Below are 17,920 nucleotides of genomic sequence, written 5' to 3'. Positions count from 1 at the left end.
GTCTTACTTTCCCCATTCTTCCTGCGCCCGGTTCCGGGTCGCAGCGTCCAATTGTTTTGAAGACTTGGCGTAACCGCTCTGCTCGGTGTTGCGCACCAGTTTCATATAGGCCAGCACGCCCGTCACCAGACCGGCAAACGCCAGGATCGCGGCGATCATCAACTGGCCGTCTGTCAGCCCCTCGGCTGTGATCGCGATGTAGCCGAAGGCCCAGAACCCGGCCCAGGCGATGACGTTAATGATGGCGATCAGCTTCTGCACGACCTAAACCCTTTCGATGATCTTCTCACCGAACAGACCCTGAGGCCGGAACACGAGGAAGATCAGCGCCAGAACATAGGCGAACCAGTTTTCGGTCGCGCCGCCCACCATCGGGCCGATCGCAAATTCGAACAGCTTCTCTCCCACACCGATGATCAGCCCGCCCACGATCGCGCCGGGGATCGAGGTGAACCCGCCCAGCATCAACACCGGCAGCGCCTTGAGCGCGATCAGCGACAATGAGAACTGCACGCCGGACTTGGTGCCCCACATGATCCCTGCGACCAGTGCCACGAATCCGGCCACCGACCAGACCATGACCCAGATGAAGTTCAGCGAAATGCCGACCGACAGCGCGGCCTGGTGATCATCCGCAACGGCACGCATGGCCCGGCCCTGTTTGGTGTACTGGCTGAAGGCCACCAGCGCCGCGACCAGCAGCGCCGCAATGACCGTCGCCACGATATCCAGATTGTCGATGAAGAAGCCGTAATCAAAGATGTTGAACGTCGTCTCGTCAATCCACAGGTTGATACCCTGCGGCAGGCCAACATCCAGCGTCTTGATCTCGGATCCCCACATCAGGTCGGCCACGCCTTCAAGGAAATAGGCCAGACCGATGGTCGCCATGAACAGAATGATTGGCTCCTGCCCGACCAGATGACGCATGACGAACCGCTGCACCGCCCAGGCCAGCAAGACCATCACCGCCATTGTCAGGATGATCGCCAGCAACGCTGGCACATTCCAGCCGAAATAGTGGACATGGGTGCCGAAGATCGCGTTGATCAGATGCGCAAAGGGCACCTGACCGTTCATGATCCCGACCAGTGTCATCGCCGCAAAAAGGGCCATAACCCCTTGCGCGTAATTGAAAATCCCGGACGCCTTGTAGATCAGCACAAAGCCCAGCGCGACCAGTGCATAAAGCACCCCGGCCATCAGACCGTTGAGGATGACCTCCATCGCAAATACGAGTTGTTCAGGCATGTCAGCCCCTCCCCAATTCTGCCAAGGCTTCAGTCATGGCTGACCCCCAGATAGGCGTCGATGACCTCCTGATTATTGCGTACCTCGTCGGGTGTGCCATCGCCGATCTTCTTGCCGTAATCCATCACGACCACCCGGTCGCTCAGGTCCATCACAACGCCCATGTCGTGTTCGATCAGGGCAATCGTGGTGCCGAACTCGTCATTCACGTCGAGGATAAAGCGGCTCATGTCCTCTTTCTCTTCGACATTCATGCCCGCCATCGGTTCATCCAGCAGCAACAGCTTGGGCTCCGCAGCCAGTGCACGGGCCAGCTCGACGCGTTTTTTCAACCCGTATGGCAAGCGCGCCACGGGCGTCTTTCGGATGTGCTGGATTTCAAGAAAGTCGATGATCTTCTCGACCGCCTCGCGGTTCTCAACCTCTTCCGCCTCGGCCTTACCCTTCCAGAACGCCTGCTGCAGGACGTTGGTCTTCATGAAGTTCAAGCGGCCGGTCATCACGTTGTCCAGCACGCTCATCCCCTCGAACAGGGCGATGTTCTGGAACGTGCGCGCAATGCCCTGGCGCGCCACTTCGTAGGGGCGCATCGCCGGGCGTTTCGATCCGTGGAACCAGACCTCACCCTCCTGCGGAACATAGAACCCGGAAATCACGTTCAGCATCGAGGATTTACCGGCCCCGTTCGGCCCGATGATCGCGCGAATCTCACCCTCACGGATGTCAAACGAGATATCCTTGATCGCCACGACGCCACCAAAGCGCAGGGTGATGTTCTTCATCTCCATCACCACACCGCCGATCTTGCGGCCGTCTTCGGTGACATATCCTTCGGAATTATCCAGCATCAGTCGCTCCCTGACGTTTGGAAAAACGGGACGGCGGGCGGGGCGATGACCGCAGGTCGAGCGGCGTACGACCGGCCCTCATTCTGCCGCCACCTTGTGCTGCGCGACAGGCACGACCGGTGCATCGACAATCTTCAAGGTCGCGCTGATCGCGCCTTTGCGGCCATCCTCATAGGTCACTTCCGTGGTCGTCGAAATGCTCTCGGACCCATCATAAAGTGCCTGGATGATGTCGTGGAACTTCTCTTCAACGAAGCCGCGCCGCACCTTGCGGGTCCGGGTCATTTCACCGTCATCCGCATCCAGTTCCTTGTGCAGAACCACAAAGCGATGCACCTGGCAGCCCGACAACATTTCGTCAGCGGCCACAGACTTGTTCACCTCTTCCACATGGCCGCGAATCGTCTCTAACACACGGGGATGCGCTGCCAGTTCCTGATATGACGCATAGGCCACATTGTTGCGTTCGGCCCAGTTGCCGACAGCAGTCAGGTCGATATTGATGAAGGCCACGCAGCGATCCTTGCCGTTGCCGAACAGGACAACTTCAAGAATGTCAGGAAAGAACTTCAGTTTGTTTTCGACATATTTCGGCGCGAACATGGACCCATCGGCCATTTTGCCCACATCCTTGGCGCGGTCGATGATCCGCAGATGGCCGCTGCTTTCTTCGATAAATCCGGCATCCCCGGTCGCCACCCAACCTTCGGCATCCTTGGTCGATGCCGTCGATTCCGGGTTGTTGTAATACTCGACGAACACACCGGGCGAGCGGTAGTGAATCTCGCCCTTGTCGTCGATCTTCAGTTCGACATCCGGCGCAGGAACGCCAACAGTGTCGGCCCGAACCTCTCCATCCGGCTGAACGGTGATAAAGACCGTCGCCTCGGTCTGGCCGTAAAGCTGTTTCAGATTGATGCCCAGCGAGCGGTAGAAATCGAAAATCTCCGGCCCGATTGCCTCACCCGCCGTGTAGCCGACGCGAAAGCGACCGTAACCAAGCGTGTCCTTCAGCGGACCATACACCAGCAGATTGCCCAGCGCGTATTTCATCCGGTCGCCGAAACCCACCGGCTTGCCGTCCAGCAGCAGGCCTCCGACATTCTTGGCATGCGCCATGAAGTGGTGGAACATGCGCTGCTTCAGTTTGCTCGCATCCTCCATCCGGATCATCACGTTGGTCAGCTGGGTCTCGAACACGCGCGGCGGGGCAAAGAAGTAAGTCGGTCCGATCTCGCGCAGGTCCGTCATCATCGTGTCGGCGCTTTCAGGGCAGTTCACGCAGAAGCCGCACCAATAGGCCTGTCCGATCGAAAAGATGAAATCCCCCACCCACGCCATCGGCAGATAGGACAGAATGTCTTCGTTCCGTGTCAGATGATCGAAATCGGCCGAGTTCTTGGCGCTTTCGATCACGTTGCGGTTCGACAGCACCACACCCTTGGGCTTGCCGGTGGTGCCCGAGGTGTAAAGCATCACGCATGTGTCGTCATAGGTGATCTCTGAGATGCGCTTGTCCAGTTCCTCATCGAACCGCGCATGGCCGGCGCTGCCCTCGGCCATGATATCGGCCAAAGCGTTCATCTGACTGTGGTCGTATTTCCGCATCCCCCGCTTGTCGGTATAGAGGATGTGTTTGACCTGATCCATTTTTTCCTGGATTTCGATGACCTTGTCGACTTGCTCCTGATCACCGCAGACGACGTATTTCGCGCCGCAATGTTCCAGAACATAGGCCATCTCTTCGGCGACCGAATCCTGATAGAGAGGCACCGGAACCGCGCCCACCATCTGGGCCGCGACCATGGACCAGTAATGCGCCGGGCGGTTGCGGCCGATCACCGCGATATGGTCGCCCTTCTCGACGCCAAGCTCCAGAAAACCCAGCGCGATGGCGCGGATTTCCCGGGCTGCTTCTGCCCAGGTCCAGCATTGCCAGATCCCGAATTCTTTTTCCCGATAGGCCGGGGCATCCCCGAACCGGGTCACATTGCGGTGTAACAGCGCCGGAAGAGACTGCATCCCTTCGGCGCCCGACTGCGTCTGAGCCAATCTTTTCTCCTCCCCATCCGACCCCTCTCCCAGGGGGCGGAAATGGCGGGTCCGGAACAGGGTCCGAACGCCAATGCCCCGATTTGGGACAGGGGCACAATCAGCGTCAACTTTTTCCTGATGTTTTCTCAATTCTTACGAATTGTAACAGGGGTAGAGTGGTGATCTTCTGATTTGTACAAAGCGCACACTTAGAGAAAGAGTGCTTCCGGCAAAAGCAAGGCGGAGAAAAGACCGCCCATTCTTCAAATGGTCACTGACATTGCGGCGGGCTGGAGGCGGGGTGCGCGGGTGATTTGAACGGTCCCGGAACAGAAACTGCGCAAGTATTGCGAACTATGACCAACAGTGATTGCTCGGTAGCCCAATTTGCACAGGAAGCTTAATCTGGATGAATTGCCAGCCCCAGTTTCTAGGCTGCGGTCACGAGTGAATGGCCGCAGCTAGCCAAGGTTCAAAGCCGTTTGAAAACTGATGCTTAGGATCGTCGCGGATGAAGACATTAACCCCCCGCCGCCAACTGAGCCCAATAACTTCTGTGGAAGCATCTTTCGGCAAAAGGCAGCTCCGATTGAAATAGTCGGGTGCCTACGACCCAACTTTGACAACCATCTTTCCAAAGTTCCCGCCAACCAGCAGCTGATTAAAGGCCGCAGGAGCGTTTTCAAGCCCTTCCACGACGTGCTCTTTGTATTTGACAGACCCATCTTGAAGCCAAGCGTTCATGTCCCGAGCAAACTCTTTGTACAGCGACAGTGGAAAACTGTCGTAGATGATAAAGCCCTGCATCTTAACCTTCATACGCAGTATGGTGCCCATGATGGCCGGTCCCATATCTGGTCCCTTTGGAAGACCAGGTAAATTATACCAAGCCACCACACCACACACGGGGATACGAGCAAAAGGGTTAAGCAGCGGCAAAACCGCGTAAAGCACTTTGCCCCCAACGTTTTCGAAATACACGTCAATCCCGTTCGGACATGCTTCGCGCAATTCGGTGGCCAAATCATCCGACCGGTGATCAATGCAGGCATCAAACCCGAGGGTTTCGACCACGTGAGCGCATTTCTCGGGCCCTCCGGCAATACCAACGACCCGGCATCCTTTCAGCTTTGCGATTTGCCCGACTGTTGCCCCGACCGGCCCAGCTGCCGCTGCCACAACGACGGTTTCGCCCGGTTTTGGCTCTCCAATTTTAAAAAGTCCTGCATAGGCGGTGTAGCCAGGCATCCCAAGTATACCCAAAGCCCAGGATGGGTTCTGCGGGTTCTTACCCAGGTTTATCACCTGAACTCCGTCGGAGATCGCATAGTCTTGCCAGCCACTGCCGGAAAGCACGAAGTCGCCTTCTTCGTAGCCCTCGAGATTGGAAGTCACCACCTGCCCAACGACCTGGGCAGTCATGACTTCTCCGATCGCCACAGGCTCGGCGTAGGACTTGGCATCGTTCATGCGCCCCCGCATGTAGGGGTCCAAGGACAGGTAAACCGTGCGCACCAGCATTTCGCCTTCGCCGGGCACGGGCACATCGGTTGTCTGCAATTTCAGTGTGTTGTCGTCTGGTTGACCTTTTGGTCGCTCGGCGAGAACAATTTGACGGTTGATATCCGATGTCTGTGCCATTTTGGCCTCCTTCTGTTGCCGAACCACAAAGACATTGCCACGTTATGGGCCGGTGCAGAAGGCGCGTGGCGTGAAACATGCTCTTTGCGGGAAAACTCGGGTCCGATCAATGCGACATTGGCTTTTGGCCGTGTTCCGAACATCGGCAGTGCGCTCCAAGCCGTCTCTGGGTCCGCATACCCGGCGTCCAGGCTGATCACTCTAACTGTCTTATGCATTCCACTCTACAACCAATCCCGCAGGATCGGGATCAGCGGCACATCCGCCGCAGGCATCGGGTAGCTGCGCAAATCATTCGCGCGGACCCATTTCAACGCTTGTCCTTCTTTCGACTGCGGGATGCCCTGCCATTTGCGGCAGGCGAACAGCGGCATCAGCAGATGGAAGTCACTATAGCTGTGACTGGCAAAGGTCAGCGGGGCCAGGCAGGACGCCCAGGTATCGATGCCCAGCTCCTCATGCAATTCGCGGATCAAAGCAGCCTCGGGGGTTTCGCCGGGTTCGATCTTGCCACCGGGGAACTCCCACAGGCCAGCCATGGATTTACCCTCCGGGCGCTGCGCCAACAGAACCCGGCCCTCGATATCGATCAGAGCGACCGCAGACACCAACACGGTTTTCATGGTCGCAATCCCGGACGCAAAACCGGGCTCCACTTTTGCTGGAATTGCTCCGGTTTCACGAGCGATAGTCCGCGTTGATCTCAATATAGCCGTGGGTCAGATCGCAGGTCCAGACGGTGGATTTGCCCTCGCCCAGCCCCAGATCAACGGCAATGACCAAATCCTGACCTTTCATATAGGCGGCGGCGTCTTCCTCGCGATAGTTGGGGCTGACCCAGCCTTTCTCGGCCACCAGAATATCCCCGAAGGAAATGCTCAGCAGGTCCCGATCCGCTGCGGCACCGGACTTACCGATAGCCATGACCACGCGGCCCCAGTTGGGGTCTTCGCCCGCGATGGCCGTCTTGATCAGCGGAGAGTTGGCGATAGCCAGCCCATGCACCTTGGCATCCGCATCCGAGGCCGCACCAGTCACGCGAATTTCCACGAATTTCGTTGCGCCTTCACCGTCGCGCACCACCTGCTGTGCCAGATCCAGCATGACGCGTTCCAGCGCCTCGGCAAACGCCGCATTGCCGGTGGCGTCCACCCCCGAGGCCCCCGTCGCGCACAACAGCAGGCTGTCCGAAGTCGAGGTGTCGCTGTCGACGGTGATGCAGTTGAACGTCCGGTCCGTCTGCGCGCGCAGCATCGCCTGCAGTGCCGATTGCTCGACCCGGGCATCCGTGAAGATGTAGACCAGCATCGTCGCCATGTCCGGCGCGATCATGCCGGAGCCCTTGGCAATCCCTGCAATAGAGACTGTTTTACCATCGATCTGAACCTGCGCTGAGGCTCCTTTCGGGAAGGTATCGGTGGTCATGATGGCGCGGGCGGCATCCTCGATCGCATGACGGCTGAGCCCCGCCTTCAGCGTCTCAAGCTGAGCCACGATGCGTTCATGCGGCAGCGGTTCACCAATCACGCCGGTTGATGAGGTAAAGACCCGTTCGACCTGAACGCCGGTGGCCTTGGAGACGGCCTGGGTCACTTCTGCCACCGAGGTCTGGCCATAATGGCCGGTGAAGGCGTTGGCATTGCCCGAGTTCACAACGATCGCTGCCGGTCCTTCGCTGGATCCGCCAATCTTGTCCTGACAATCCAGCACCGGGGCCGCGCGGGTCGCCGAGCGGGTGAATACTCCGGCCACGGATGTGCCCGGATCCAGCACTGCCAGCATGACATCGGTACGGCCCTGATAGCGCACGCCGGCCTCAACCGTCGCGAAACGCACGCCATCGATGGCCGGAAGGTCGGGGAAGGCCGCAGGTGCCAGCGGCGACACTTTAGTGATATTGGCCAAGGGGCTTACTCCTGAATCAGATCCAGCTGCCGCATGATTTCCGGACCGGCACCTTCCAGCGCCGGACGCTCGATCTGGGCTTTCTGGGTCAGTTCGTCGATACGGGCCTGAATGGCTTCCTGCTGGATGGATTGGGCCAGTTCATTGCGAACATCGGCAAGTTCGGGGGCCTCGGACTTGCGCTGATCGTTCAGGATGATCACGTGCCAGCCGAACTGGGTCTGCACAGGATCCGAGATCTGGCCTACTTCCAGCTCCAGCACGGCGGCCTCAAACTCGGGCACCATGCGGCCCTTGCCGAACCAACCCAGCACGCCGCCATTGGGGCCTGACGGGCCGGTGGACTTTTCCCTGGCGAGCTCCGCGAAATCCGCGCCACCGTCCAGCTGGGTCTTGATCTCCTTGGCCTCATCCTCGGTTTCCACCAGAATGTGGCTGGCCTCGTACTCGTCCTCGCCTTCAAACTCGGCGATCTGCGCGTCATAGGCGGCCTGAATCGACTCGTCCGTCACCAGACCGCCGGTGATTTCGGCAACCGTCTGCACGGCCCTCAGCGAACGTTCCTCGTTCTTGAGTGTCAGGGCGTTGTAGGTGGAAAGGCCTTCCTGTTCCTGGCTGAGCAATTGCTGCTGGACCAGCTGCTCGACGATGAAGTCAAAGAGAACCTGGTCTTCCATCTGCTGGTATTGCTGCGGCAGGCTTGCGGCGGTGGCGATCACGTGACCCAAAGTGATCTCGTCCCCGTTGACGCGCGCAACCACAGTGGTCGCATCCGGCTGGGTCTGGGCGGCCAGTGGCAGGGCCATCACGGCGGTCAGGGCCAGCGATGGCAGAAAAGTGAGGCCTTTGGGCATTGAATTATCCTATTTCCATGCCGCGACAGGGCGCAGCGTTGACACTCTGGAACCTGCCGCTTACATCGCTTTGAAGCCTTGGACAGGGCCGCCTTTCACCCCCCGTATCTATGGGTTGCGCGCAAGGTGGGCAAGCCTGTCGCAACCAAGACAAGAACAGATCCGCTGGAGTGAACATGCTGGGACTCGGAACGCTTGCCAAAAAGGTGTTCGGAACACCGAACGACCGCAAGATCAAGGCGACCCGCCCGCTGGTCGAAAAGATCAACGCGCTGGAGCCGGAGTTTGAGAAACTGTCGGATGAGGGTCTGATCGAGAAGACCAAAGAGCTGCGCCAACGCGCGCTGGATGGCGAGAGCCTGGATGCCTTGCTGCCCGAAGCTTTTGCCAACGTGCGCGAGGGTGCTAAGCGGGCGCTGGGTCTGCGGGCATTCGACGTGCAGCTGATGGGCGGCGCATTCCTGCATCAGGGCAACATCTCGGAAATGAAAACGGGTGAGGGAAAGACGCTGGTTGCCACCCTCCCGGCCTATCTGAACGCGCTGACCGGCAAAGGTGTGCACGTGGTCACGGTGAACGAATACCTGGCCAAGCGCGACGCGGAATGGATGGGCAAGGTTTTCTCGGCCGTAGGCATGACGACCGGTGTGATCTGGTCCGGTCAGCCGGACGAAGAGAAAAAGGCGGCGTATGCCTGCGACATCACCTATGCCACCAACAATGAGCTGGGCTTCGACTACCTGCGCGACAACATGAGGGCGGACCTGAACGACGTCTATCAGAAGCACCACAATTTCGCGATCGTGGACGAGGTCGACTCGATCCTGATCGACGAGGCGCGGACACCGCTGATCATCTCGGGTCCATCGCAGGACCGGTCGGACTTGTATACCGCCATCGATACGCTGATCCCGTTGCTGCATGACGATCACTATTCGCTGGACGAAAAGTCGCGCACGGTCACCTTTACCGATGAAGGCAACGAGTATCTTGAGCAGCAGTTGCTGGCAAACGACCTGATCCCCGAAGGTCATTCGCTGTACGACCCCGAAAGCACGACCGTGGTGCACCACGTCAACCAGGGCCTGCGCGCGCACAAGCTGTTTCAGCGCGACAAGGACTACATCGTCCGCGACGGCAATGTGGTACTGATCGACGAATTTACGGGCCGGATGATGCCGGGCCGCCGGTTGTCCGAAGGCCTGCATCAGGCCATCGAAGCCAAGGAAGGCGTGCAGATTCAGCCCGAGAACGTGACGCTGGCCAGCGTGACGTTCCAGAACTACTTCCGACTTTATGACAAGCTGGGCGGCATGACCGGTACCGCGCTGACCGAAGCCGAGGAATTTGCCGAGATCTATGGGCTGGGTGTGGTCGAAGTTCCGACCAACAAGCCGATCGCCCGTCTGGACGAAGACGATCAGGTCTATCGCACCGCCCCCGAAAAATACGGCGCGATGATCAAGGAAACCAAAAAGGCGGTCGAGAAGGGCCAGCCGGTTTTGCTGGGCACCACCTCGATTGAAAAATCAGAGGTGCTGAGCCAGATGCTGACCAAGGAAGGCATTCAGCACAACGTGCTGAATGCCCGCCAGCACGAGCAGGAAGCGCAAATCGTCGCCGAAGCGGGTCGTCTGGGCGCGGTGACCATCGCCACCAACATGGCCGGACGCGGTACCGACATCCAATTGGGCGGCAACGTGGAAATGAAGGTTCTGCAGGCACTTGCCGAGAACCCCGAAGCGGACCCCGCCGAGCTGCGCGCGGCGGAAGAGGCGCGTCACGCCGAGGAAAAACAGAAAGTGCTTGAGGCCGGTGGCCTGTATGTCATGGCCTCGGAACGGCATGAAAGCCGCCGCATCGACAACCAGCTGCGTGGCCGTTCGGGCCGCCAGGGCGACCCGGGCCGCACCGTGTTCTACCTGAGCCTCGAAGACGATCTGATGCGCATCTTCGGCTCGGAACGGCTGGACAAGGTGCTGACAACGCTGGGTATGAAAGAAGGCGAGGCAATCATCCACCCATGGGTGAACAAGTCGCTGGAACGTGCGCAATCCAAGGTCGAAGGCCGCAACTTTGACATGCGCAAGAACGTTCTGAAGTTCGACGACGTAATGAACGACCAGCGCAGGGTGATCTTCAGCCAGCGGCGCGAGATCATGTCGACCAGTGACCTGTCGGAAATCGTGTCGGACATGCGCGAACAGGTGATCGACGATCTGATCGACGAATACATGCCGCCGAAAACCTATGCCGACCAGTGGGACACCGACGGTCTGCACGAGGCGATCAAGGACAAGCTGACCATCGACGCCCCGGTTCAGGACTGGGCCGCCGAGGAAGGCGTAGATGACGAGCAGGTGCGCGAGCGCCTGATCAAAGCCGCAGACGAGATGATGGCCCAGAAGGCCGCCGCGTTTGGCCCCGAGAACATGCGCAACATCGAAAAGCAGGTGCTGCTGCAGACCATCGACGGCAAGTGGCGCGAGCATCTGGTGACGCTGGAACATCTGCGCTCGGTCGTGGGCTACCGCAGCTATGCTCAGCGCGATCCGCTGAACGAGTACAAGAACGAAAGCTTCCAGCTGTTCGAAGGGATGCTGGACAGCCTGCGCGAAACCGTGACCCAGCAATTGTCGCGCGTTCGCCCGCTGACCGAGGAAGAGCAGCGTGAGATGCTGGCCCAGATGGCGGCGCAGCAGGCTCAGGCGCAACAGGCGGTCGAACAGGCCGCCGGTCAGGCCGAAGCAGTCGCAGAAGCCGACGCCTCGGGTGATGCCCGGCCCGGATTTGACGAAAGCGATCCGGCGACCTGGGGTAACCCGTCGCGCAACGACCGCTGCCCCTGTGGATCCGGAAAGAAGTTCAAACACTGTCACGGCAGGCTGACCTAACGTCACCTAAATTCGAACACAATGACTTCGCGTCGCGGTCACAAATTGGCCGCGATTGACCGGGAAAGTGTGACTCGCTCCTTCAACTGGGGAGGGTGTCTTGTTCGTTGTAAGAAACTACGTGACCATGGGTGGCACTGTCGTCTGCGCGCTCGCCATCGGTTACCTGATGCAGAATGGATCTGCCGCGCAACCTGATGGAAGTCAGGCCGGTATCTCTGTGGCTTCTGCCGCAGGACAGCCTGTTGGGCTGGCCGGGCTCGAGCAGTTCGCGCTTACCTCGTCTTCTGCAAGCACCGCGTCACTTTCTGCTCCGGCACCCTCGCAACGCAGCCTGCAACCCGGCCAAACCGGCCCCGAAGTAATGACCGACTGCAACCTGAGCGCGCGCGCCACCGCAGTGCCCGGTGCCGCGGCAAGGTTGATCGTCAAGGCCCCCTGCCACGCCAACCAACGGATCGAGGTTCATCACAGCGGGCTGGCCGTTTCTCAACAGACGGATGAAAACGGCGCCTTGGATCTGACGATGCCGGTGCTGTCGGAATACGCGATTTTTCTGATTTCCTTCGACGATCAAAAAGGTACGGTGGCAACAACGCACGTGCCGGACATAAGCCAGTACGACCGCGTCGCGCTGCAATGGAAGGGCACGACCGATCTACAGATTCACGCGCTGGAGTTTGGTGCCAGCTATGGCGGTGACGGGCATGTCTGGGCGGACAGCTCGGCAACGGGTGTCGGCGAGGTTGTCCATATGGGCCAGCCGGGTCTTGGCACCGCGCAGAATATCGAGATTTATTCCTTCCCTTCCGGCCAGTCTGCGCAATCGGGTGCCATCGGCCTGACGGTCGAGGCTGACGTGACCAAGGCCAATTGCGGCTCGGATCTGAGCGTACAGTCGCTGGAACTGCGCGCCGACCGCCGCCTACGCTCACGCGATCTGGTGCTGAACCTGCCCGACTGTTCGCAGGTCGGAGAGTTTCTGGTGTTGAATAATCTGTTCCAAGACCTGACAATCGCGGCAAAGTAAACCGCAGGCAGGCTCGAAACTCCTATGACATCCTTACGTGCAGCAGTGGCTGCACTTTTTCTGGCAACGCTGGCGCCCGGTGCCCAGGCGCAGGACATCACGCTGACCTCGCATGACGGCAAGGTCGAGGTAACTGGAAACCTGCTGGGATATGATGGCGAGTTCTATCGCATCGACACCCAATTCGGTGAACTGACGGTGGACGGGTCCGGCGTGACCTGCGATGGCCCCGCCTGCCCCAATCTGACCGATTTTGTGGCAGAGGTCCGGTTCTCCGGGTCGTCCGTCATGGCCGAGAAAGTCATGCCTGCCCTGATTCTTGGTTTTGCCCAACAAGAAGAGTTGTCGGCGACCCCATCACGGATTGACTCGGCAACCTTTGCCTACGAGCTGTTTCAACCCGGGCGACCCAGACCTTTGGGGCGGTTCTTCTTTCGCGTGGGCAATACAGGCCGGGGGTTTTCCGATCTGAGCGCGAATGAAACCGATATCGTCATGGCCTTGCGCGAAATCCGTCCGGGTGAGCGACTGGCTGCGGAAGACGCCGGGATGGGCGATCTGACAAAAGCGCGGCGATCCCGGGTTGTGGCGCTGGATGCGATGGTGCCTGTGGTGTCCGCCGTCAACGCAATACGACAGATCTCGCCCACGGATCTGGCACGCGTGTATTCCGGCGAAATCCTGAACTGGGCCGAACTGGGCGGGGCCGATGCGCCGATTGCGCTACATCTGCCGGACATAGGATCGGGCTTGTCCCAGGCCTTCGAGGATCAGTTGCTTGCGCCCGCTGGCGTGGCGCTGTCCGACACGGTCCTGCGGCATGGGCGCAGCAACGACTTGGTTCACGCAGTGGCCGAGGATCCGTTTGCCATCGGAATCGCCAGCCGGGCCGAAGCTGACAAGGTTCGCGCGCTGCCGCTTGCCGGGGGCTGCGGCCACGCGCTGACGGCGACCCGGCAATCGATCAAGACCGAGGATTATCCGCTAACCTCACCTATGTTCCTGTACCTGCCGTCATACCGCCTGCCCCGGATCGCACGACAGTTTCTGGCCTATACCCAAAGCCCGGAAGCTCAGATGGCGATACGGCAGGCCGGTTTCGTGGATCAGGCACCCGAGACCATGCGTATCGGATTGCAGGGGGACCGCCTTGCCAACGCAATCGCAAACGGCGGGGACGAAGTTGGCCTGGACAGCTTGAAACAGATGATCGAAACGCTGCGCCCGATGTCACGCCTGTCGCTGTCTTTCCGGTTCGAGGCCGGGTCTTCGCGCCCGGATGCCCAGTCCCGCGCGAACATTCTGCACTTGGCGCAGGCGCTTGAGGCCGGTGCCTACGAGGCCCGAAAGCTGACCTTCGTGGGATTCAGCGATGGTGACGGGCCAGCGGCGGGGAACGCCCGCATTGCGCTATTGCGGGCCAAAACAGTGCGCAACGCAGTTCTGGCCGCTGTTGAGACCGCGATCCCAGACAGTGTCGAGATCTCGGTCGAAGGGTTCGGCGAAGCCATGCCCATGGCCTGCGACGACACCGAATGGGGCCGCAAGATCAACCGCCGGGTCGAAGTCTGGATCGAGTGACTTCGAATCCCACCGACAGCTACAGATAGCCCTGCGACCGGAAACTCAGCTCTGTCGATTTTCCGATGATAAGGTGATCGTGCAGCACCAGGCCAAGCGCTGTACAGGCATCATGAATGCGATTGGTCATGTCGATGTCGGGCTGTGATGGCGTGGGATCACCTGACGGGTGGTTGTGCACCAGGATCAAAGCCGAGGCATTCAGTTCCAGCGCCCTTTTCGCCACCTCGCGCGGGTAGACGGGAACATGGTCCACCGTGCCCTTGGCCTGTTCCTCATCCGCGATGAGGACGTTCTTGCGATCAAGGTAGAACACGCGAAACTGCTCGGTCTCGCGATGGGCCATGGTGGTGTGGCAATAATCCAGCAATGCGTTCCAGCCCGAGATCACTTGCCGTTGCTTCACCCGTGCGCGGGCCATGCGATGGGCGCAGGCTTCCAGAATCTTCAGATCCGTGATCACGCTGTCGCCGACACCCTTGATCTGTCGCAACCGTTCTTCGGGCGCGGTCAGCACCCGGTTGAAGTCGCCCAGTTCGTCCATCAGGGCCCGGGCCAGGGGCTTTACGTCCTGTCGGGGGATCGAGCGGAACAGGACCAGCTCCAGCAGCTCATAATCCGGCATCGCTGCAGAACCGCCAGACATGAACCGTTCGCGCAGCCTTTTGCGATGGTCCTTGATATAAGACGGCAACCGGCCTGCCGGCAGCGGCTGCACCGGGGCTTCGTCGTTTTCAAAAAGCATCGGGGCTTCGGCAAAGGCGTCGTTGGTCATACGCGCAGACTGGCGCAGAATTGCTTTCCGAAACGTTAACGCACCTCACCCGCCATGCGCGCCGTGGCGCGGTGCACCACCATGTGCAGCAGGATCGAAAATACACCCAGCGTCAGCATGGCCGCGAACATCAGGTCCGTCTTGGCCCGCCCGTTGGCCAGCAGCATCAGGTTCCCCAACCCCCCGGACGAGCCACCGACCCATTCTCCGATCACGGCCCCGATGGGTGCGTAGACAGCCGCCAGCCGCACCCCCGAAGCCAACGAGGGCAGGGCGGCCGGTATTCGGATATGCCACAAAACTGCGCGCGGGCTGGCCTGCATGGTGCGTGCAAGGTCCAGATATCCGGCCGGAGTGCGCATCAATCCATCAAAAAAGGATGACGTCACCGGAAAATAGATGATCAGCATGGCCATTGCCACTTTCGACCAAAGATCAAACCCCAGCCAAAGCGTCAAAAGCGGTGCCAGGGCAAAAACCGGCAGGGCTTGCGTGAACACCAGCAAGGGTCGCACCAGGATCCGGGTCATGCGCGAACTGGCCAGCGAGACGGCTGTGACAACGCCCAAGGTTACACCAAAAACGAAGCCGGTCAGAACCTCGATGGCCGTCACCCAGGTGTCCTTTGCGATGATCCACCGGTTGTCCCACCATGTTTCGGCGACAATGGCCGGGCCGGGCAGGATGAATTTCGGCCAGCCCGTGAAGGTGACGATGCCCTGCCAGACGACAAGGGCAAAAAGCGCGGCCGCAAGCGGAGACAGGTATTTCATGCTGCCTCCTGTCTCAGCAGGCGCAACAATGCGCCTTGCGTGGCCAACGAGTCCGGGTCGTCCACTTTGCGGGGGGCCGGAGCCCGGGGCGGCTGGCATTTGGTCAGCCCGGGCCGGGTCATGACAACAATGGTTTGCCCCAGCCGGGCGGCTTCGGCCGGATCGTGGGTGACCAGCAAAACGGTGCGGCCCAGCAACACCTCGGCCGCGAGATCCTGCATATCGGCGCGGGTTCGGGCATCAAGGGCCGAAAACGGCTCGTCCAGCAATACGAAAGGGCGGTCCTCCATCAGCGTTCGGGCAAGGGCCACACGCTGGCGCTGACCGCCTGACAGTTCCGACGGTTTCGTGGTCAGGTGATCCCAAAGGCGCATTCGTTTGATCAGACGGTCGCGCCGGTTCAGATCGGCCTTTTCCCCCCGCAACTGTGCGCCCAGCGTGATATTCCGGGCAACACTTGCCCAAGGCAGCAACAGATCGTCCTGCGCCATGTACGCGACACGTTCTGGCACCGGCAAGCCATCGTCGGCCGTGATTTGCCCTAAGAACTCCGCCCCGGTCTGCAATCCCGCGATCAGGCGCAGGATGGTGGTTTTACCGACGCCGGAACCGCCCAGAAGACAGGTCCATTCCCCTGCCGTCAGTGTCAGCGAAAGCGGCGCGAACAGGGTCCCGCCGCCGATTGTGGCCTGTCCGCTGATGGTCAGGGCAGGGGCGGATATCATGGCGTCAGGCCCATCTGCCAGAAACTGACTTCAAGTTCGGTCGCAGTGCGGAACGTCCGGCTCAGGCGGTCCCAGCGAGGGGAGGCTTCAAAATCGTGCCCAATACGCCGTGTTAGAGCCTGATCGAGCAACTCTCCAACCGCCTTGCATGCAGCCTGATAGTCTTCGCTGGCATAGGCGTTGATCCAGTCCCGATAGGTTTCGGACGTGGCCTCGGTTGCCAGACGCCCGCCAATCTCTCCATAGCCCATGACGCAAGGCGCAAGCGCTGTCAGCAGGTCCAGCAAGTCACCGCTGTAGCCTGCCTCGAGCACAAAGCGCGTATAGGCCAGATTCTCGGCACGCTCGGGCGTCGCAAACAGCTCCTGCTGTGAAATGCCCGCAGCCTCGCAGACACCGATATGCAGTTTCATCTCTTCGCTGATCAGACCGTTCACTGTGCGCGAGGCGGCCAGCATCTCTTCGTGGGTTTCCGATTTCACCACCGCAAGCGCCCAGGCACGGGCAAAATGGATCAGAAACACATAGTCCTGCCGCAGATAATGAAGAAACGCTGCGCGCGGAAGCGTTCCGTCCCTCAACCCTTCGACAAAGGCGTGGCGGGTATAATCCCGCCACGGCCCCTGCGCCGCATCGCGCATCAGCACGAAGGCCGTGCCATATCCGCTCATTGCGCAGTCACGTCGATGGCGATGGCGCTGACCGGGTTGATGCTGTCGATCATGCCGCTGTCTTTCAGAAAAGCCTCGAACCGGGTGTACCGCCCGGCATCGAACCCGGCCGGGCGCAGGGCAAAACGCGGCAGCGTGTCGACCCAGGCACGGGCGTTCAGCTCATCCTGCAGCTCGGGCGAGGTTGCTGCGAAGATTTCCCAGCTTTTTTCGGGGTTGTTGACGATGAACTGTGTTGCCTTTTCCGTCGCGGCCAGAAAACGGGCGATCTTGTCGGTATCCATTGTGTCCGGGTTCGCGACATAGATCAGTTCGTCATAGGACGGCACGCCCTCTTCCTCGATATAGAAGCAGGTGCCGGGATGGTCTTCGATGTCCATCTGGTTCAGCTCGAAATTGCGGTAGGCGCCGATCACCGCATCTACCTGCCCCGACATCAGCGACGGTGAAAGCGAAAAGTTGACGTTGATCATTTCGACATCGGCCAGCGTGACGTCATATTTGCCCAGAACGGTGCCCAGAACCGCCTCTTCCACGCCAGCGACAGAAAAGCCGATTTTCTTGCCCTTCAGGTCCGCCGGGGTTTTGACCGGGCCATCTTCCAACACCAGAAGGCAGTTGAGCGGTGTCGCGACTAGCGTGCCTACACGTTTCAGCGGCAGACCTTCGTGGATCTGCAGGTGCAGTTGCGGCTGGTAGGACACAGCCAGATCGGCCTGCCCGGCAGCAACGAGGCGTGGCGGTGCGGACGGGTCCGCAGGCGGGATGATTTCAACTTCAAGCCCCTGTTCGGCGAAATAGCCGTTTTCCTGCGCCACGATTATGGGGCCGTGATCGGGGTTGATGAACCAGTCCAGCAAAATGGTCATCTTGTTGTCAGCCCAGGCCGGCGCAGCGGCCAGCAGCGATATGACTGTGATCAGTTTCTTCATAACTCG

Annotated in this window: 16 protein-coding genes; 3 read left to right on the top strand and 13 right to left on the bottom strand. The window is 59.8% G+C overall.

The features are described 5' to 3' along the window. Nucleotides 1–3: 3 nt before the first annotated feature. From AC2FIR_RS15685 to AC2FIR_RS15650, 8 genes are all read right to left on the bottom strand, one after another. A complete protein-coding gene (locus AC2FIR_RS15685; protein WP_170612645.1) occupies nucleotides 4–261 on the bottom strand; it encodes a hypothetical protein in 258 nt (85 codons plus the stop codon). A gap of 3 nt (nucleotides 262–264) precedes the next feature. Next, on the bottom strand, nucleotides 265–1,251 hold the full coding sequence (locus AC2FIR_RS15680) for a branched-chain amino acid ABC transporter permease (RefSeq protein WP_170612647.1): 987 nt from the start codon (nucleotides 1,249–1,251) through the stop codon (nucleotides 265–267). Nucleotides 1,252–1,280: 29 nt separating this feature from the next. Further along, nucleotides 1,281–2,099, bottom strand: a complete 819-nt coding sequence (locus AC2FIR_RS15675) for an ABC transporter ATP-binding protein (RefSeq protein WP_170680230.1) — start codon at nucleotides 2,097–2,099, stop codon at nucleotides 1,281–1,283. A 78-nt stretch (nucleotides 2,100–2,177) separates the two neighbouring features. Next, nucleotides 2,178–4,121 carry an AMP-binding protein gene (locus AC2FIR_RS15670; RefSeq protein WP_496747050.1) on the bottom strand — a complete coding sequence of 648 codons (1,944 nt, stop codon included), beginning with the start codon at nucleotides 4,119–4,121 and terminating at the stop codon, nucleotides 2,178–2,180. Between the two features lie 618 nt (nucleotides 4,122–4,739). After that, a complete protein-coding gene (gene curA / locus AC2FIR_RS15665; protein ID WP_496762659.1) occupies nucleotides 4,740–5,774 on the bottom strand; it encodes an NADPH-dependent curcumin/dihydrocurcumin reductase in 1,035 nt (344 codons plus the stop codon). A 224-nt stretch (nucleotides 5,775–5,998) separates the two neighbouring features. Then, a complete protein-coding gene (gene mutT, locus AC2FIR_RS15660) occupies nucleotides 5,999–6,397 on the bottom strand; it encodes an 8-oxo-dGTP diphosphatase MutT (RefSeq protein ID WP_170612653.1) in 399 nt (132 codons plus the stop codon). Between the two features lie 55 nt (nucleotides 6,398–6,452). Then, nucleotides 6,453–7,679: a bifunctional glutamate N-acetyltransferase/amino-acid acetyltransferase ArgJ gene (gene argJ / locus AC2FIR_RS15655; protein ID WP_496762656.1), complete on the bottom strand. Its 1,227-nt coding sequence runs from the start codon at nucleotides 7,677–7,679 to the stop codon at nucleotides 6,453–6,455. 5 nt (nucleotides 7,680–7,684) lie between these two features. Then, nucleotides 7,685–8,533, bottom strand: a complete 849-nt coding sequence (locus tag AC2FIR_RS15650) for a peptidylprolyl isomerase (protein ID WP_480813403.1) — start codon at nucleotides 8,531–8,533, stop codon at nucleotides 7,685–7,687. Between the two features lie 176 nt (nucleotides 8,534–8,709). Between AC2FIR_RS15650 and secA the strand changes: the two genes are divergently transcribed. The 3 genes from secA (at nucleotide 8,710) to AC2FIR_RS15635 (ending at nucleotide 14,038) form a co-directional block, all read left to right on the top strand. Continuing rightward, nucleotides 8,710–11,427, top strand: a complete 2,718-nt coding sequence (gene secA / locus AC2FIR_RS15645; RefSeq protein WP_496747023.1) for a preprotein translocase subunit SecA — start codon at nucleotides 8,710–8,712, stop codon at nucleotides 11,425–11,427. Nucleotides 11,428–11,527: 100 nt separating this feature from the next. Continuing rightward, complete coding sequence (locus AC2FIR_RS15640; RefSeq protein ID WP_170612661.1) at nucleotides 11,528–12,457, top strand: hypothetical protein; 930 nt, start codon at nucleotides 11,528–11,530, stop codon at nucleotides 12,455–12,457. 24 nt (nucleotides 12,458–12,481) lie between these two features. Then, on the top strand, nucleotides 12,482–14,038 hold the full coding sequence (locus AC2FIR_RS15635) for a phosphate ABC transporter substrate-binding/OmpA family protein (protein WP_170612663.1): 1,557 nt from the start codon (nucleotides 12,482–12,484) through the stop codon (nucleotides 14,036–14,038). 19 nt (nucleotides 14,039–14,057) lie between these two features. Here the strand turns inward: AC2FIR_RS15635 and radC are convergent, their stop codons facing one another. Genes radC through AC2FIR_RS15610 form a run of 5 tightly spaced genes read right to left on the bottom strand, consistent with a single transcriptional unit; the run spans nucleotide 14,058 to nucleotide 17,914 of the window. Then, on the bottom strand, nucleotides 14,058–14,813 hold the full coding sequence (gene radC, locus AC2FIR_RS15630; protein ID WP_496762653.1) for a RadC family protein: 756 nt from the start codon (nucleotides 14,811–14,813) through the stop codon (nucleotides 14,058–14,060). Between the two features lie 35 nt (nucleotides 14,814–14,848). Continuing rightward, nucleotides 14,849–15,586, bottom strand: a complete 738-nt coding sequence (locus tag AC2FIR_RS15625; RefSeq protein ID WP_496747021.1) for an ABC transporter permease — start codon at nucleotides 15,584–15,586, stop codon at nucleotides 14,849–14,851. After that, a complete protein-coding gene (locus AC2FIR_RS15620; RefSeq protein WP_496747020.1) occupies nucleotides 15,583–16,311 on the bottom strand; it encodes an ABC transporter ATP-binding protein in 729 nt (242 codons plus the stop codon). Before AC2FIR_RS15620 ends, AC2FIR_RS15625 begins: the two co-directional genes overlap by 4 nt. Next, the gene (gene tenA / locus AC2FIR_RS15615) at nucleotides 16,308–16,982 is read right to left on the bottom strand and encodes a thiaminase II (protein WP_496747018.1); all 675 of its coding nucleotides are present in this window, start codon (nucleotides 16,980–16,982) and stop codon (nucleotides 16,308–16,310) included. The genes AC2FIR_RS15620 and tenA overlap by 4 nt, the downstream gene beginning before the upstream one ends. Further along, nucleotides 16,979–17,914 carry an ABC transporter substrate-binding protein gene (locus AC2FIR_RS15610; RefSeq protein ID WP_496747017.1) on the bottom strand — a complete coding sequence of 312 codons (936 nt, stop codon included), beginning with the start codon at nucleotides 17,912–17,914 and terminating at the stop codon, nucleotides 16,979–16,981. The genes tenA and AC2FIR_RS15610 overlap by 4 nt, the downstream gene beginning before the upstream one ends. Nucleotides 17,915–17,920: the final 6 nt, after the last annotated feature.

The sequence above is a fragment of the Ruegeria sp. CDSB136 genome (assembly GCF_059610965.1).
The sequence above is the reverse complement of the archived record's forward strand: the minus strand, read 5'-3'. Positions and strand labels throughout refer to the sequence as shown.

Excerpts from the sequence above, each read along its gene's own strand:
- AC2FIR_RS15680 (WP_170612647.1), bottom strand. The coding sequence starts at position 1,251 with ATGCCTGAACAACTCGTATTTGCGATGGAGGTCATCCTCAACGGTCTG.
- AC2FIR_RS15675 (WP_170680230.1), bottom strand. The coding sequence starts at position 2,099 with ATGCTGGATAATTCCGAAGGATATGTCACCGAAGACGGCCGCAAGATC.
- AC2FIR_RS15670 (WP_496747050.1), bottom strand. The coding sequence starts at position 4,121 with ATGCAGTCTCTTCCGGCGCTGTTACACCGCAATGTGACCCGGTTCGGG.
- curA (WP_496762659.1), bottom strand. The coding sequence starts at position 5,774 with ATGGCACAGACATCGGATATCAACCGTCAAATTGTTCTCGCCGAGCGA.
- mutT (WP_170612653.1), bottom strand. The coding sequence starts at position 6,397 with ATGAAAACCGTGTTGGTGTCTGCGGTCGCTCTGATCGATATCGAGGGC.
- AC2FIR_RS15650 (WP_480813403.1), bottom strand. The coding sequence starts at position 8,533 with ATGCCCAAAGGCCTCACTTTTCTGCCATCGCTGGCCCTGACCGCCGTG.
- secA (WP_496747023.1), top strand. The coding sequence starts at position 8,710 with ATGCTGGGACTCGGAACGCTTGCCAAAAAGGTGTTCGGAACACCGAAC.
- AC2FIR_RS15635 (WP_170612663.1), top strand. The coding sequence starts at position 12,482 with ATGACATCCTTACGTGCAGCAGTGGCTGCACTTTTTCTGGCAACGCTG.
- radC (WP_496762653.1), bottom strand. The coding sequence starts at position 14,813 with ATGACCAACGACGCCTTTGCCGAAGCCCCGATGCTTTTTGAAAACGAC.
- AC2FIR_RS15625 (WP_496747021.1), bottom strand. The coding sequence starts at position 15,586 with ATGAAATACCTGTCTCCGCTTGCGGCCGCGCTTTTTGCCCTTGTCGTC.
- AC2FIR_RS15620 (WP_496747020.1), bottom strand. The coding sequence starts at position 16,311 with ATGATATCCGCCCCTGCCCTGACCATCAGCGGACAGGCCACAATCGGC.
- tenA (WP_496747018.1), bottom strand. The coding sequence starts at position 16,982 with ATGAGCGGATATGGCACGGCCTTCGTGCTGATGCGCGATGCGGCGCAG.
- AC2FIR_RS15610 (WP_496747017.1), bottom strand. The coding sequence starts at position 17,914 with ATGAAGAAACTGATCACAGTCATATCGCTGCTGGCCGCTGCGCCGGCC.